The 12,062-nt window shown below is 61.4% G+C and carries 13 protein-coding genes; 2 read left to right on the top strand and 11 right to left on the bottom strand.

Going from position 1 to position 12,062, the window contains the following annotated elements; all coding sequences use genetic code 11:
* The first annotated feature begins 213 nt into the window (after window positions 1-213).
* On the top strand, window positions 214-519 hold the full coding sequence (locus JWR51_RS04515) for a hypothetical protein (RefSeq protein WP_299744209.1): 306 nt from the start codon (window positions 214-216) through the stop codon (window positions 517-519).
* Between the two features lie 222 nt (window positions 520-741).
* Here JWR51_RS04515 and JWR51_RS04510 read toward each other — a convergent pair whose 3' ends face one another.
* On the bottom strand, window positions 742-1,158 hold the full coding sequence (locus JWR51_RS04510; RefSeq protein ID WP_299744206.1) for a helix-turn-helix domain-containing protein: 417 nt from the start codon (window positions 1,156-1,158) through the stop codon (window positions 742-744).
* A 95-nt stretch (window positions 1,159-1,253) separates the two neighbouring features.
* Here JWR51_RS04510 and JWR51_RS04505 point away from each other — a divergent pair, with 95 nt between their 5' ends.
* Window positions 1,254-1,829, top strand: a complete 576-nt coding sequence (locus JWR51_RS04505; protein WP_299744203.1) for an NADPH-dependent FMN reductase — start codon at window positions 1,254-1,256, stop codon at window positions 1,827-1,829.
* Between the two features lie 163 nt (window positions 1,830-1,992).
* Here JWR51_RS04505 and JWR51_RS04500 read toward each other — a convergent pair whose 3' ends face one another.
* The 10 genes from JWR51_RS04500 to JWR51_RS04455 form a co-directional block, all read right to left on the bottom strand.
* Window positions 1,993-2,325 (bottom strand): 2Fe-2S iron-sulfur cluster-binding protein, encoded by a 333-nt coding sequence (locus JWR51_RS04500; RefSeq protein WP_299744200.1) that lies wholly within the window; start codon window positions 2,323-2,325, stop codon window positions 1,993-1,995.
* A complete protein-coding gene (locus tag JWR51_RS04495; protein WP_299744198.1) occupies window positions 2,325-3,353 on the bottom strand; it encodes an NAD(P)/FAD-dependent oxidoreductase in 1,029 nt (342 codons plus the stop codon). Before JWR51_RS04495 ends, JWR51_RS04500 begins: the two co-directional genes overlap by 1 nt.
* Before the next feature lie 95 nt (window positions 3,354-3,448).
* Window positions 3,449-4,720 (bottom strand): phosphoadenylyl-sulfate reductase, encoded by a 1,272-nt coding sequence (locus JWR51_RS04490; RefSeq protein WP_299744195.1) that lies wholly within the window; start codon window positions 4,718-4,720, stop codon window positions 3,449-3,451.
* Window positions 4,707-6,365 carry a nitrite/sulfite reductase gene (locus JWR51_RS04485; RefSeq protein WP_299744193.1) on the bottom strand — a complete coding sequence of 553 codons (1,659 nt, stop codon included), beginning with the start codon at window positions 6,363-6,365 and terminating at the stop codon, window positions 4,707-4,709. The genes JWR51_RS04490 and JWR51_RS04485 overlap by 14 nt, the downstream gene beginning before the upstream one ends.
* Window positions 6,352-6,672, bottom strand: coding sequence for a DUF2849 domain-containing protein (locus JWR51_RS04480; protein WP_299744190.1), 321 nt, complete (start codon window positions 6,670-6,672; stop codon window positions 6,352-6,354). The genes JWR51_RS04485 and JWR51_RS04480 overlap by 14 nt, the downstream gene beginning before the upstream one ends.
* A 2-nt stretch (window positions 6,673-6,674) precedes the next feature.
* Window positions 6,675-8,069 carry a siroheme synthase CysG gene (gene cysG / locus JWR51_RS04475; protein WP_299744187.1) on the bottom strand — a complete coding sequence of 465 codons (1,395 nt, stop codon included), beginning with the start codon at window positions 8,067-8,069 and terminating at the stop codon, window positions 6,675-6,677.
* Between the two features lie 302 nt (window positions 8,070-8,371).
* Window positions 8,372-8,692: a 2Fe-2S iron-sulfur cluster-binding protein gene (locus JWR51_RS04470; protein ID WP_299731122.1), complete on the bottom strand. Its 321-nt coding sequence runs from the start codon at window positions 8,690-8,692 to the stop codon at window positions 8,372-8,374.
* 21 nt (window positions 8,693-8,713) lie between these two features.
* Window positions 8,714-9,823, bottom strand: coding sequence for an SAM-dependent methyltransferase (locus JWR51_RS04465; protein WP_299744184.1), 1,110 nt, complete (start codon window positions 9,821-9,823; stop codon window positions 8,714-8,716).
* Window positions 9,824-9,888: 65 nt separating this feature from the next.
* Window positions 9,889-11,496: a peptide chain release factor 3 gene (locus tag JWR51_RS04460; protein ID WP_366525547.1), complete on the bottom strand. Its 1,608-nt coding sequence runs from the start codon at window positions 11,494-11,496 to the stop codon at window positions 9,889-9,891.
* A gap of 172 nt (window positions 11,497-11,668) precedes the next feature.
* Complete coding sequence (locus JWR51_RS04455; RefSeq protein ID WP_299744182.1) at window positions 11,669-12,061, bottom strand: Hpt domain-containing protein; 393 nt, start codon at window positions 12,059-12,061, stop codon at window positions 11,669-11,671.
* Between the last annotated feature and the right edge of the window lies 1 nt (window position 12,062).

The raw sequence follows: 12,062 nt of genomic DNA, 5'->3' as shown, positions 1-12,062 counted from the left end.
ACGCCTCGTGCGGCACCACGTCTGCTCGGGTTCTGCCCGTAGATGGCCAAAGCATGACCACTTCTTAACTTGAAAGCCGTCTCAGCACGGTCTTAGATTGCGTTAGACGACTGAAAACAAAAGAAAATCAGCCGCCATTGCAACTCTGCCCAAAGGCCACCAGCCTCGCTGGATTGCCCACTGTCGGGTACGGCCGAAGTAAAGGAAAAATAAATGCACACATTTGTGAAATCGGGTTTTGCTGCCGCCGCTATCGGCCTAGGGATTCTGGCGACGGGCGGTTCTGCCTATGCCGCCCCCGGCTGCCTGACCCCTGAGCAGTCCAGCCAGTCGTTGGTCGAGCACAGCAGTGCGATCCAGGATGCCGTCACGGCAGCCAATGCCAAGGGTTTCCGCTGCGATGTCGTGGCGTCAGAAGTTTCGGTCCGCCAGCCCGGCGCCAAGGCGGTCAAGGTGGCCCCGAAGACCCCTGTGGAAACGCCCAAATACGATATGCCGCTGAGCATCATGGGCGACTAATCCATCACGATGCCAGGTGCCTATGAGCGCCAGGCAATCTCTGGCTGACCACTGTACACCCCGACCCGGATTTGTCGCAGCGCTCCGGGCCGGAGTAGGCGAGCCGCCCCTCCGACTACCTATCCCACAAGATGCGAATAACCGACACCGCTGGCCGCCTTGGGTCGGCGGCGCCGTGCCAGGCACGCCACGGCGCGCGGCGCCACCCGGTCACGCTTTGGGCTACTCCGCTGCCTGCTTGAGCTCCGCTATCCGCCCCATCCGGGCGGGCATGGCATCGGGATGCTCGGCGAAATATTGCCGGCGGGCATCGAGCACCTTTGGCCGGTTGATGGTGGCCCATTGCCCGATAGCCTTGAGCGGCACCTGCAGGTCATAGCCCAGATCGGTCAGTTCATAATCCACCCGCGGCGGGATCGACGGCGTCACCGTGCGGGTCACAAACCCATCCATCTCCAAATCACGCAGCGTCGCGGTCAGAACCTTCTGGCTGATGCCGCCGATCATGCGCTTGATCTCGCCAAAACGCATCGGCCCGTCGGCCAGCTTGGTGATGATCAGCACGGTCCACTTGCCGCCGATCTGGTGCAGGATTTCGCCAACCGGGCGGCAATCGTGATGTTCGTCAATTGGTTTCATTTTGGTGCCTGATGTATCGAAAAAGTGCCGTCTTGCGGCGAATTTCATAGGCACTCATATAGCGTCAGTTACCAACGGATACCAGTGAGATTATCGTGAAAACTGTCGCAGTTATGGTCGGGAGCCTGACCAAGAATTCCATCAACGCCACTTTTGCCAAGACGCTGGAAAAGCTGGCAGCCGGACAGCTCAAGTTCGATTATCTCGATATCGGCAGCCTGCCCCATTACAATAACGACCTGTGGGATAACCCGCCCGAGGCCGTCACCAAGCTTAAGGCTCAGATCACCGCCGCCGATGCCGTGCTGATCGTCATGCCGGAAATCAACCGCTCCTTCCCCGGCGTGATCAAGAACGCCCTCGATTGGGGTTCGCGCCCTTGGGGTCAGAGCGCCTGGCTGGGCAAGCCCGTCTCGCTCGTCGGCACCACGCCGGGCGCCATCGGCACCGCCGTCGGCCAGGGCCACCTCCGCCAAATCCTGCCCCTGTTCGATCTGGTCGTCATGGGCCAGCCCGAAGTCTACTTCCAGACCAAGCCAGGCCTGATCGATGAGCACTTCGAGGTCACCGACGACACCACCCGCGGCTTCCTTACTGGCTATCTCGACAAGTTCGCCAACTTCATCAACCACCACGGCCCGCGCGAAGTGCTGTCGGTTGCAGCGGAATAATCACTTCGGGACAGAATAATCGCCAGCCCTTCCCCACCCACGATCCTTCCCGCGGACTTGATCCGTGGGCCTCTCGCCGCTTGTGCCGTGTTGAGAGTGGCCCGCGGATCAAGTCCGCGGGAAGAACAGTGGGTGGGCTAGATCGGGGAACGAAATCAGCAGCCTAGGCCGCGACATCATCCTTGGCCGCACTGGCCGCCAACGTGACCTTGAGGCCATCAAGCTCATCGCTCATCAAAATCTGGCAGCTCAGCCGCGAGTTCGAGCGGACATCGCCGACTGTATCGAGCATGTCCTCCTCCTCATCGCTGGGCGCGCCGACCTTGTCGAACCAGTCGGCATCGACATAGACGTGGCAGGTGGCGCAAGCCATGGCCCCGCCGCACTCGGCCTTGATGTTGAGGCCCCAGTCGCGGATCACTTCCATCACGCGCCAGCCGTCGAGCGCTTCAAGCTCGTGCTGCTCCCCGGCCTGGTCGGTGACGTTGACGATCATCAGGCGACCCCGAGCTTCTTCTGCAGCTTGGTGGAGCTGGTCGTGTACTGGAACACCACCCGCTCATCGGGCGACACGATCTTCTTGGCCCGCTGCGCCATCAAGGCGGCTTCATGGAAGCCCGACAGGATCAGCTTGAGCTTGCCCGGATAGGTATTGATATCGCCGATCGCGAACAGGCCGGGCACCGAGGTCTCGAACTTCTCGGTATCAACGACGATCAGGTTGTCGTTGAGCTCCAGCCCCCAGTCGGCGACCGGACCCAACTTCATGGTCAACCCGAAGAAAGGCAGCAAACGCGTTGCAGGAATTGAAAGATCGCCCGCATCCATGGTGAGGTGCACATGGTTGATCTGCCCATCGGTGCCGTCAAGCTTGGCAACCTGGCCGAGCAGGAAGTTGATCTTCCCGTCCATCACCAGTTCGCGCATCTTGTTGACCGAGGCCGGCGCCGCCTTGAAGGCATCGCGCCGATGCACCAGCGTCAGCGACCGCACGATCGGCTGCAGGTTCAGCGTCCAGTCCAGTGCCGAGTCCCCGCCACCGACGATCACCACGTCCTGGTCGCGGAAATCGTCCATCTTGCGGACCGAGTAGAACACCGACTTGTTTTCGTACTGCTCGATCTCGGGCACCGGCGGGCGCTTGGGCTGGAACGAGCCACCACCGGCCGCGATCACCACTACCTTGGCGCGGAAGGTCTCATCGGCATCGGTCACCAGCACGAACGAGCCATCGTCCTGCTTGGTCAGCGAATTGACCATGCGGTTGAAATGAAACTCCGGCGCAAACGGCGAAATCTGCGACATCAGGTTGTCGACCAGCGCCTGCCCTGTCACCACCGGAAAGCCCGGAATGTCATAGATCGGCTTTTCCGGATACAGCTCGGCGCACTGCCCGCCGGCCCGGTCCAGGATGTCGATGAAATGACATTTGAGATCGAGCAGCCCGAGTTCGAACGCCGCGAACAGCCCACAGGGCCCCGCGCCGATCACGACAACATCGGTGACGATTTCATTTCCGCTCATAATGGTCTCAAGTCTCGTTGAGAGGGTGTCACGCCCTCAATGGTCAGGGAGTCGGCGCGTTCTGCCAACCTTCGCGCCAGAGGGCAAGCCCGTCTTTAGTGCGCCCGGCGCAGGTAGGGCCGCGTGCCCACCGGCACTTCGGCGATGCCGACGGGCTGGTAAAAGATCGCCACTTCCGGCAAGCGGTTCTCTTCCAGAGCCTCGCGGGTCGGCTGGTGCGTCACCACGAAGGCGTTGACGCCGCAGCGGCGCATCAGCGGAATCTGGTCCTGCAACACGTCACCCACAGCGCGGATTTCGCCATCATAGTGATAGCGTTCCGCTAGCAAACGGGCTGTCGAATAGCCCCTACCGTCAGTGAACGCCGGGAACTTAATGGCGATCGAGGAAAAGCGGGACAAGTCCTGCTCGACATCCTCGATCTTTTCGCCCGGCGACACCAGCAGCCCCAGCGGCGCCTGGTTATCCAAAAACGCCTCGCGATTGGCGAGGAACACCGTTACCGGCACGTGCTTATAACGCGCGGTCGCGGCGTCGTCGCCGTCCTCCCAGGCATGGAAGGGGTCGGCGATAAAGGCGCCATCCTTGTAGAGCGTGAACTTGGCGGCGTTCATCGGCGAGGCAATTGCTCCGTTGAAATCGAAGTGGATGCCGCACTCCTTCTTGTTGAGGCCGCGCCACCGTCCGGCGCGCGGGTCTTCCCCCTCGGCAACCACCGAGGTGCAAGGCGCGCAGCCGATTGACTTGTAGCCCATAGAGAACAGCGGATGCTCGGGCAAGCCGTGATCGATCTTGTACTGGTTGACATCGGCGTCGCTGAAATAGGCCAGAGGATTGACCTTGATGCGGTCGTCGCTGGTCAGTTCGAAATGCGGCAGCACGCCGCGTTCCTTGGTCTGGAAGCGCTTGCGCCCGGTCACCCAGCCGCCGAACTGCTCGGTAATGGGCTCCAGGGGCTCGGTCTTGCGGATATGGCAGCACGAATCCGGGTCGGTTTCCCACAATTCGCCCGTCGGATCGAAGCGCTTGATATCAGCCGGATCGGGATGAATGGCGATGACATTCATCAGCCCGAGCTGCTTCTTCAGCGTCTCGACATAAGCCAGCGTTTCGGGGAAATGCTTGCCGGTTTCGAGGAAATACACCGGCAGGCTCGGATCAACCTGTGCCACCAGATGCAGCAGCACGGCCGAGTCGGCGCCGAACGACGACACGATCGCAAGGTCGCCCGGCAGGATGTCCTGCGCGGCCTGACGCAGCACGCCGACGGCGTCCATCTCGTCGAACATGCCGTTAAGCGCCAGAATGCCCAGCGAGCGCAGCTTGTCGGGTTTGCGTTCCGAATGGAGCATATTAAGCGTTGCCATACAGCGCCTCCTTGAAGGGCGCTTCGCCCAATCGCCGATAGGCAGCGATAAAACTCTCGTCGGCGCTGGTGCGCCGCGCAATGTAGGTGTCGACCAGCGTCTCGATAGCGTCGGGCACCTGCTCGGCCTCGAAGCCGGGGCCGATGATCTTGCCGACCGAGGCATTCTCGGTAGCGTCCCCGCCCAGCGTGATCTGGTACAGCTCGCCACCCTTCTTCTCGACGCCCAGAATGCCGATATGGGCCACGTGGTGGTGGCCGCAGGCATTGATGCAGCCGGAAATCTTGATCTTGAGATCGCCGATATCCGCCTGCCGCTCGGCAGAGGCGAACTTGCGCCCAATTTCCTGCGCGATGGGGATCGAACGCGCCGTCGCCAAGGAACAAAAGTCCATGCCCGGGCAGCAGATGATGTCGGTGATCAACCCGGCATTGCCTTCGGCCAGCTGGGCCGCCACCAGTGCATCGTAAACCGTGCGCAGGTCGCTGATTGCCACATGCGGCAACACCAGGTTCTGCTCATGGCTGACGCGCAATTCGTCAAACGCATAGCGCTCGGCAATATCGGCCACGGCGTCCATCTGGGCATCCGTGGCGTCGCCCGGCGCGCCGCCGATTGGCTTGAGCGAAATCGTCACCGAGGCGTAGCCCGGCTGGCGATGGGAATTGATGTTGTGGTCGAGCCAGCGGCCATAGGCCGGATCGATGATGGACTCGTAGGCCACATCGATCTTGGTCGCGGTCCCGGTCTTGAATTCCGGCGGCGCGAAATAGGCGGTGATGCGATCCACCTCTTCGGCCGGCAGCGTCAAAACGCCCCCGCGCACTTCAGCGAATTCGGCCTCCACCTGGCCCTTGATGGTCTCCAGGCCCTCTTCGTGCACCAGGATCTTGATGCGCGCCTTGTACTTGTTGTCCCGGCGGCCATAGCGGTTGTAAACGCGCATGATGGATTCGAGATAGGCCAGCAGATGTTCGTTGGGCACGAAGCTGTTGATCAACTTGGCAATCATCGGCGTACGGCCGAGGCCACCGCCAACCCACACTTCCCAGCCGATATCGCCGGCGCCATTGGTGGCCGCCTGCAAGCCGATATCGTGGAAACGAATGGCCGCGCGATCGTTCGGCGCGCCCGTCATCGCAATCTTGAACTTGCGCGGCAGGTAGGTGAATTCGGGATGCAAGCTCGACCACTGCCGGATGATCTCGGCAATCGGGCGCGGATCGATGATCTCGTCGGCCGCCGCGCCAGCAAACTGGTCAGCTGTGGTGTTGCGGATGCAATTGCCCGAAGTCTGGATAGCGTGCATTTCGACTGATGCCAGCTCGCCCAGAATGGCCGGCACGTCGCGCAGCTTGGGCCAGTTGAACTGGATATTCTGCCGCGTGGTGAAGTGGCCATAGCCGCGATCATAGGTGCGCGCGATATGGGCGAACTTGCGCATCTGGCGCGAGTTCAGCGTGCCGTAGGGCACGGCGATGCGCAGCATATAGGCGTGCAATTGCAGGTAGAGACCGTTCATCAGCCGCAGCGGCCGGAACTGGTCTTCGCTCAATTCGCCCGACAGGCGGCGGGCCACCTGGTCGGCAAACTGCGCCGTGCGGCCTTCTACGAAAGCCGCGTCGAATTCGTCATATCGATACATGACCGTCCTCATCCAGATGCTGGCGGCCAAAAGTCTCGCCGTTCCACGCGATTGTCGTCGGGCCCGCCGCGCGGATGCGCTCGCGCATGCGCTTGGGCACGACATGCCCGCCGAAGTCCTCGACCTCTTCGATTTCAATGCCGACGATACGGCCGGTGGCCTTGGTCGCGGCGATTGCGGCGTCCCGCGCCTCGGTCTCGTCCTTGCCGAACAGCCGCGCGGATTGCAGGCTGTCCTGCCAATCTCCGTGCCTGTCGAGATAAACCGCTGCTCCCGAAGTCAGCTCGTTGCCAGCTAGTATTTCCATGCTCATGCCACCTTGAAGCCCTGCGCGGCGATCACGGCATTGTCCGCCCAATCGCCAGCCGCAACGGCTTCGCCTACGAAAATGATTGCCGGCCCATCGGCCAGTTCCAGTGCCCCGGCCGATACTGCGCCCAAAGTGCTGCGATAGAATGACTTGTTGGCGCGCCCGGCATTGACCACCACACCCACCGGCAACGCCGCAGCTGCGCCGTGCCCGATCAGCCGGTCCGCCACTTCCGGCGCAATCGACTTGCCCATGTAAAGCGCCAGTGTCAGCCCCGACTGCGCCAGCGAGGCCCAATGGGCCAGATCGCTGTCATCGGCGCCATGGGCCGTTGCCATCACGAAGCCGCTGGACACCTTGCGCAACGTCACCGGCGTCGCTGTATCGGCCGCAGCCGCCAACGCGGCGCTGATACCCGGCACGATCTGGTAGCCGATACCCGCCCTGCGCAGGGCGGCGATTTCCTCGCCGGCCCGCCCGAAAATCATCGGGTCGCCCGACTTGAGACGCGCCACCTTCTTGCCCTCGCGGGCCAGCCGCACGATCAGCGTATTGATCTGCGCCTGAGAAAACGAATGATGGCCCTTGGCCTTGCCGACATCGATCTGCTCGGCATCGCGGCGGCCCATCTGCACCACGGCCATGGGCACCAATTGGTCATGCACGATCACATCGGCTTCCTGCAGCAGCCGTTGCGCCCGCAGGGTCAACAAATCCTCGGAGCCCGGACCAGCACCGATCAGCCAGACCACGCCCTGCCTTTGCTGGCTCGCGATGTGCTGCTCCAGCAAGGCCGACGCTGCCGCCTCGCCCTCGCCGCGCAGTTCGGCGGCTTCAATCTGTGGAGAGGTCACCAGAGTTTCATAGAACCGCCGACGCGCCGCGCCTTCGTGAATCAGGCTCTCGACCTTTTGCCGTAACCCACCGGCCAGCCTGGCAATTTTGCCGATCCGCGGCGACAGCATAGCCTCGATCCGCGCCCGCACCAGCCGCGCCAGCACCGGGGCATCGCCCTCGGTCGAAATCGCCACCGTCAGCGGCGCGCGATCGATAATGGACGGGGTGTAGAAATCGCACTCGGCCGGCACATCGACCACATTGAGCGGAATATTCCGCGCCCGCGCCCCGGCCTTGGCCGCCTCGGCGTCAACGCCTTCCTCGGCGACAAACACCAGCGCCGCATTGTCGAGGTCGGCGGCCACGAATGCCCGCTCGAAAACCTCGACGGCGAAGGCCGAAAAATCGATCTCGATGTGCTGGGAGATAATCACGACCTTAGCGGTCGTCTTAGTGACCAATCGGACTTTGTTGAGGGCTTCTTCACCACCGCCGATGATGACGATGCGCTTGCCCTGAACTTTGTAGCTCAACGGAAATGTGTTGAGGTCGCCCATTGGATTCCTGTCTGTGAGAGCCGGAAACTACAGCAGAACCGGACTTCACAACAAGGCATTGAAATTCAATCGCTTTTATATTTCCCGCAGAACGCCGCACTTAGAACGCCGCACGACACTATCCCCCAAAGCCGCTAAAAGAATCTTTGCGCAGGCAGCGAGAAGAAAATTCTGCTCTGGAACATCGGGACACGTCCTCGTGGTTCGAGGGTCGCTTCGCTCCCACCTCACCATGAGGACTACTCAAAGGTCACACCCCAGCGAGCTCTTGCGAGCCTCGAACCACGAGGGCGTGCCCCCGATCACCCCTGCCGCGTCGGCACGTGCAGCACCAAGCCGTCGAGAACGTCCTTGATCTTGATTTGGCAACCCAGCCGGCTGGTCGGCTTCACGTCGAAGGCGAAGTCCAGCATGTCCTCTTCCATGTTCGACGGCGGACCGACCACTTCGGTCCAGGCGTCGTCGACATAGACATGGCACGTCGCGCAGGTGCAGGCGCCGCCGCACTCGCCGATAATGCCTGGAACGCCATTGATGACGGCGGTCTCCATCACGGTCGACCCGTTCTGCGCCTCGGTCTCGATGCGCTCGCCATCGGGCTCGACGAAAGTCACTTTAGCCATGTCAAAACCTTACAGAGGCGCTCAAGCGTTGAGCAGCCGTTCGAGATGATGGTAGTCGATGCCGAAGAACGCCTTGGTCGCCGCGATCTTGTCGGCCACCGCTTGCGTGTCGGCAGGCTTGTTCTGCTTCTCCGCCACGATCAGCACATTCTTGGGCGTATGCGCATCGGAGATGAATTCGAAGACTTTGGTCTTGTAGCCATGCTGTTCCAGCAGCAGCGAGCGCAGCCCGTCAGTCACCATTTCGGCCTGACGCTCGAGGAAGGTGCCGTGTCGCAGCAAGAAATCCAGCGTGCTGGTAGAATTTGGGTGAGATTCCATCTGGCGGCGGATCTGTTTGTGGCAGCAAGGCGCAACTGTGATCAGGGACGCCCCGGAACTTATCCCCTTGAAGATGGCGTCGTCAGTGGCCGTATCGCAGGCGTGTAATGCAATGACTGCATCAGCGCCCCTGGCATCATAGTCGATGATCGACCCTTGCTCGAAACGAAGGCCATCAAAGCCCGACTGTCGGGCGATCTCGTTGCACAGCCCAACCAGCTCTGCTCGATACTCGACACCCACCATTTCGACCGGCCGCTTGGCGACGTTGACCAGGTAATCATATAGCGCAAACGTCAGGTAACCCTTGCCCGCGCCCATATCGATAATCTTGGGCACATCGCCCGGAATGGCCTGAATCAGCGGCGCAAAGATTTCGACCATCTTGTTGATTTGTCGAAACTTGTCCTGGCTGCCGCTAAGCACGTTGCCATCGGCACCGGTGATCTTGAGCGCATGCAGATACGGCTTCTTGCCTGCATCGATCATGCGGTTCTTGGCGCGATCATGATCGCCCGACGGCGCCTCGCGTCCCTCGACCTCGGTCCGCTTCAGCCGGATCTTTTCCCCGTTCCGCTCGAAGCTCATATCGAACCCCGTCGTCGCCAATTGCGCACTGCGGAATTCGCTCGTCAGCGCCGTCCGCAAAGCCCCGATCGCCTCGGGTTGGATCAGGTTCTTGATGATGTCGCGCGTCTTGTAGTGGAACGTAAAGCTGAACTTATCCCCGCCCTTGACCACGATCTTCTTGACGTCGATCGACTTCAGGTCGACCTCACCCCCGTGATAACCAGCAAGCTTCAGCTTCACTAACGCATTGTTAGCAAAGGAGCTTTTGACTTCACCCAGAAATTCTTCAATGCGCTCGGAGGAACTCAATGCCGTTCCTTGGTGGTCATGAACCGCAATTTCGGAAAGTCCTGCTTCGCCCGATCGGCCCACCAAGCGTTCTGCGCCAGGAACACCGGCGCCCCCGTACGGTCCTCGGCAATGTTGGTTTTCTGCACGGCGATGAACTTCTTCAGCTCTTCGGGATCGTCACTCTCGATCCAGCGCGCGACCTCGAAATTGAGGCTCTCAAAGGTGATCGGCACGCCATATTCCTTGGCGATCCGAGCCCCTAGCACTTCAAGCTGCAGTGGACCCACCACACCCACGATCCAGTCCGAGCCAAGAATGCGCCGGAACACCTGGGCCACGCCCTCTTCTGCGAGGTCGCTCAAGGCCTTGGCCATCTGCTTGGTCTTCATGTGATCGGTCAGGCGCACGCGGCGAATGATTTCCGGCGCGAAGTTCGGAATGCCCGTCACGTTGATATTGGCGCCCTCGGTCAGCGTATCGCCAACGCTGAGCGTGCCATGGTTCGGAATACCCACGATATCGCCCGCCACCGCCTGCTCCGCCAGCTCGCGATCATGACCGAAGAAGAACATCGGGTTGGACACAGCCATGTCCTTGCCCGAGCGCACATTCTTCAGCCGCATGCCGCGCACGAACGTGCCCGAGCACAGCCGCACGAACGCGATCCGGTCGCGGTGATTGGCGTCCATATTGGCCTGAACCTTGAACACGAAGCCGCTCACCTTGGAGTCATCGGGCTGGATCGGCGCGGGAATGGCCGGTTGCGGCCGCGGCTCCGGCCCCCATTCGCCCAGCGTGCGCAGCAGCTCGGCAACGCCGATGCCCTTGAGCGCGGAACCGAACAAAACCGGGCTCAAATGGCCCTCGTGGAAAGTTTTCAGATCGAATGCCGGCAGCATCGCGGTCGCCATTTCCAGCGTCTCGATCGCCGTCATGAACACGGCATTATCGACCAGTGCGTCGTTGTCGAGCAGGTCCTCGATCGCCTCATATTCAGCGATCGGCTTGCCCTGCGGGCTGACGACGCGCTTTTCCTGCAAATCGAGATAACCGCCGAAATCGACGCCCTGGCCGATCGGCCACAGCACCGGCGTCAGGTCGAGCGCCAGCTTGCTCTGGATTTCATCGATCAGGTCCAGCGGCGCCAGGCCTTCGCGGTCCACCTTATTGATGAAGGTGATGATGGGAATATCGCGCAGGCGGCAGACTTCGAACAGCTTGAGCGTCTGGGATTCAATGCCCTTCGCGGCGTCGATCACCATGATGGCGGCGTCGACGGCAGTCAGGGTGCGATAGGTGTCCTCGGAAAAGTCCGAGTGGCCGGGCGTGTCGAGCAGGTTCATGGTGAGCCCGTCGAACTCGAAGGTCATCACCGACGACGTGATGGAAATGCCGCGCTGCTGCTCGATTTCCATCCAGTCCGAACGGGTAGAGCGCGCGCCAGCCTTGCCGCGCACCGCGCCGGCCTGCTGGATCGCTCCGGCAGCCGACAGCAGCCGTTCCGTCAGCGTCGTCTTGCCGGCGTCCGGATGCGAGATGATGGCGAAGGTCCGGCGGGTGCGGAACGCTTCCTTGGGAATAGCCCGCGCCTGGGTCTCGGCCGCGAGGTTGGACATGCTCATGAGAAGTGCTTGGCCTTATGTGACGATGACCCGGCAGCAGGAAGCCTGCGCGGACCATGGCATTCGTATCGTGGATATTGGGCGCTCTATAGGCGCAAGCAAGGGTTTTGGTCAAATGAGTGGGCGGAATAGGAGCCCCTCACCCAGTTTCCCCGCTGCGGCTAGCGCTGACCTAGATCGGCTCTTTGCTCAGCATTTCGGCCACGAACGCGCTGACCTCTTCTACCGCGACGCCGATATCGTCGATCTGTTCGGGAGTGAGGGGGCGGCCGACTTTGAGGTCGGTTTCGGCGGCGCGGGCCAGTTCGGCGATAGACCAGGCGCCAACGCCACTGGCGGCGCCCTTAAGCGAGTGCAGGTTCAAAGCCAGCTCATCGAAGGTGCTCGATTGCTGCAGGCGGGCGAAATAGGTCTTGGCGGTGGTGTCGAACAGCCGCAGGATTTCCTGTTCGAGGCCCGCATCGCCCAGGCATTGGCGCGCCAGATGAACCAGGTCGATCGGCCGCGCAGGACGTCGGGCGAGGTCGGGGCCCGGATTTTCGGCAGAGAATGCGTTCTGGGCCATC

The sequence above is a fragment of the Devosia sp. genome, from assembly GCF_028290625.1.
Lineage (GTDB): Bacteria > Pseudomonadota > Alphaproteobacteria > Rhizobiales > Devosiaceae > Devosia.
The sequence above is the reverse complement of the archived record's forward strand: the minus strand, read 5'-3'. Positions and strand labels throughout refer to the sequence as shown.

Excerpts from the sequence above, each read along its gene's own strand:
- JWR51_RS04515 (WP_299744209.1), top strand. The coding sequence starts at position 214 with ATGCACACATTTGTGAAATCGGGTTTTGCTGCCGCCGCTATCGGCCTA.
- JWR51_RS04510 (WP_299744206.1), bottom strand. The coding sequence starts at position 1,158 with ATGAAACCAATTGACGAACATCACGATTGCCGCCCGGTTGGCGAAATC.
- JWR51_RS04500 (WP_299744200.1), bottom strand. The coding sequence starts at position 2,325 with ATGATCGTCAACGTCACCGACCAGGCCGGGGAGCAGCACGAGCTTGAA.
- JWR51_RS04495 (WP_299744198.1), bottom strand. The coding sequence starts at position 3,353 with ATGAGCGGAAATGAAATCGTCACCGATGTTGTCGTGATCGGCGCGGGG.
- JWR51_RS04490 (WP_299744195.1), bottom strand. The coding sequence starts at position 4,720 with ATGGCAACGCTTAATATGCTCCATTCGGAACGCAAACCCGACAAGCTG.
- JWR51_RS04485 (WP_299744193.1), bottom strand. The coding sequence starts at position 6,365 with ATGTATCGATATGACGAATTCGACGCGGCTTTCGTAGAAGGCCGCACG.
- JWR51_RS04480 (WP_299744190.1), bottom strand. The coding sequence starts at position 6,672 with ATGGAAATACTAGCTGGCAACGAGCTGACTTCGGGAGCAGCGGTTTAT.
- cysG (WP_299744187.1), bottom strand. The coding sequence starts at position 8,069 with ATGGGCGACCTCAACACATTTCCGTTGAGCTACAAAGTTCAGGGCAAG.
- JWR51_RS04470 (WP_299731122.1), bottom strand. The coding sequence starts at position 8,692 with ATGGCTAAAGTGACTTTCGTCGAGCCCGATGGCGAGCGCATCGAGACC.
- JWR51_RS04460 (WP_366525547.1), bottom strand. The coding sequence starts at position 11,496 with ATGAGCATGTCCAACCTCGCGGCCGAGACCCAGGCGCGGGCTATTCCC.
- JWR51_RS04455 (WP_299744182.1), bottom strand. The coding sequence starts at position 12,061 with ATGGCCCAGAACGCATTCTCTGCCGAAAATCCGGGCCCCGACCTCGCC.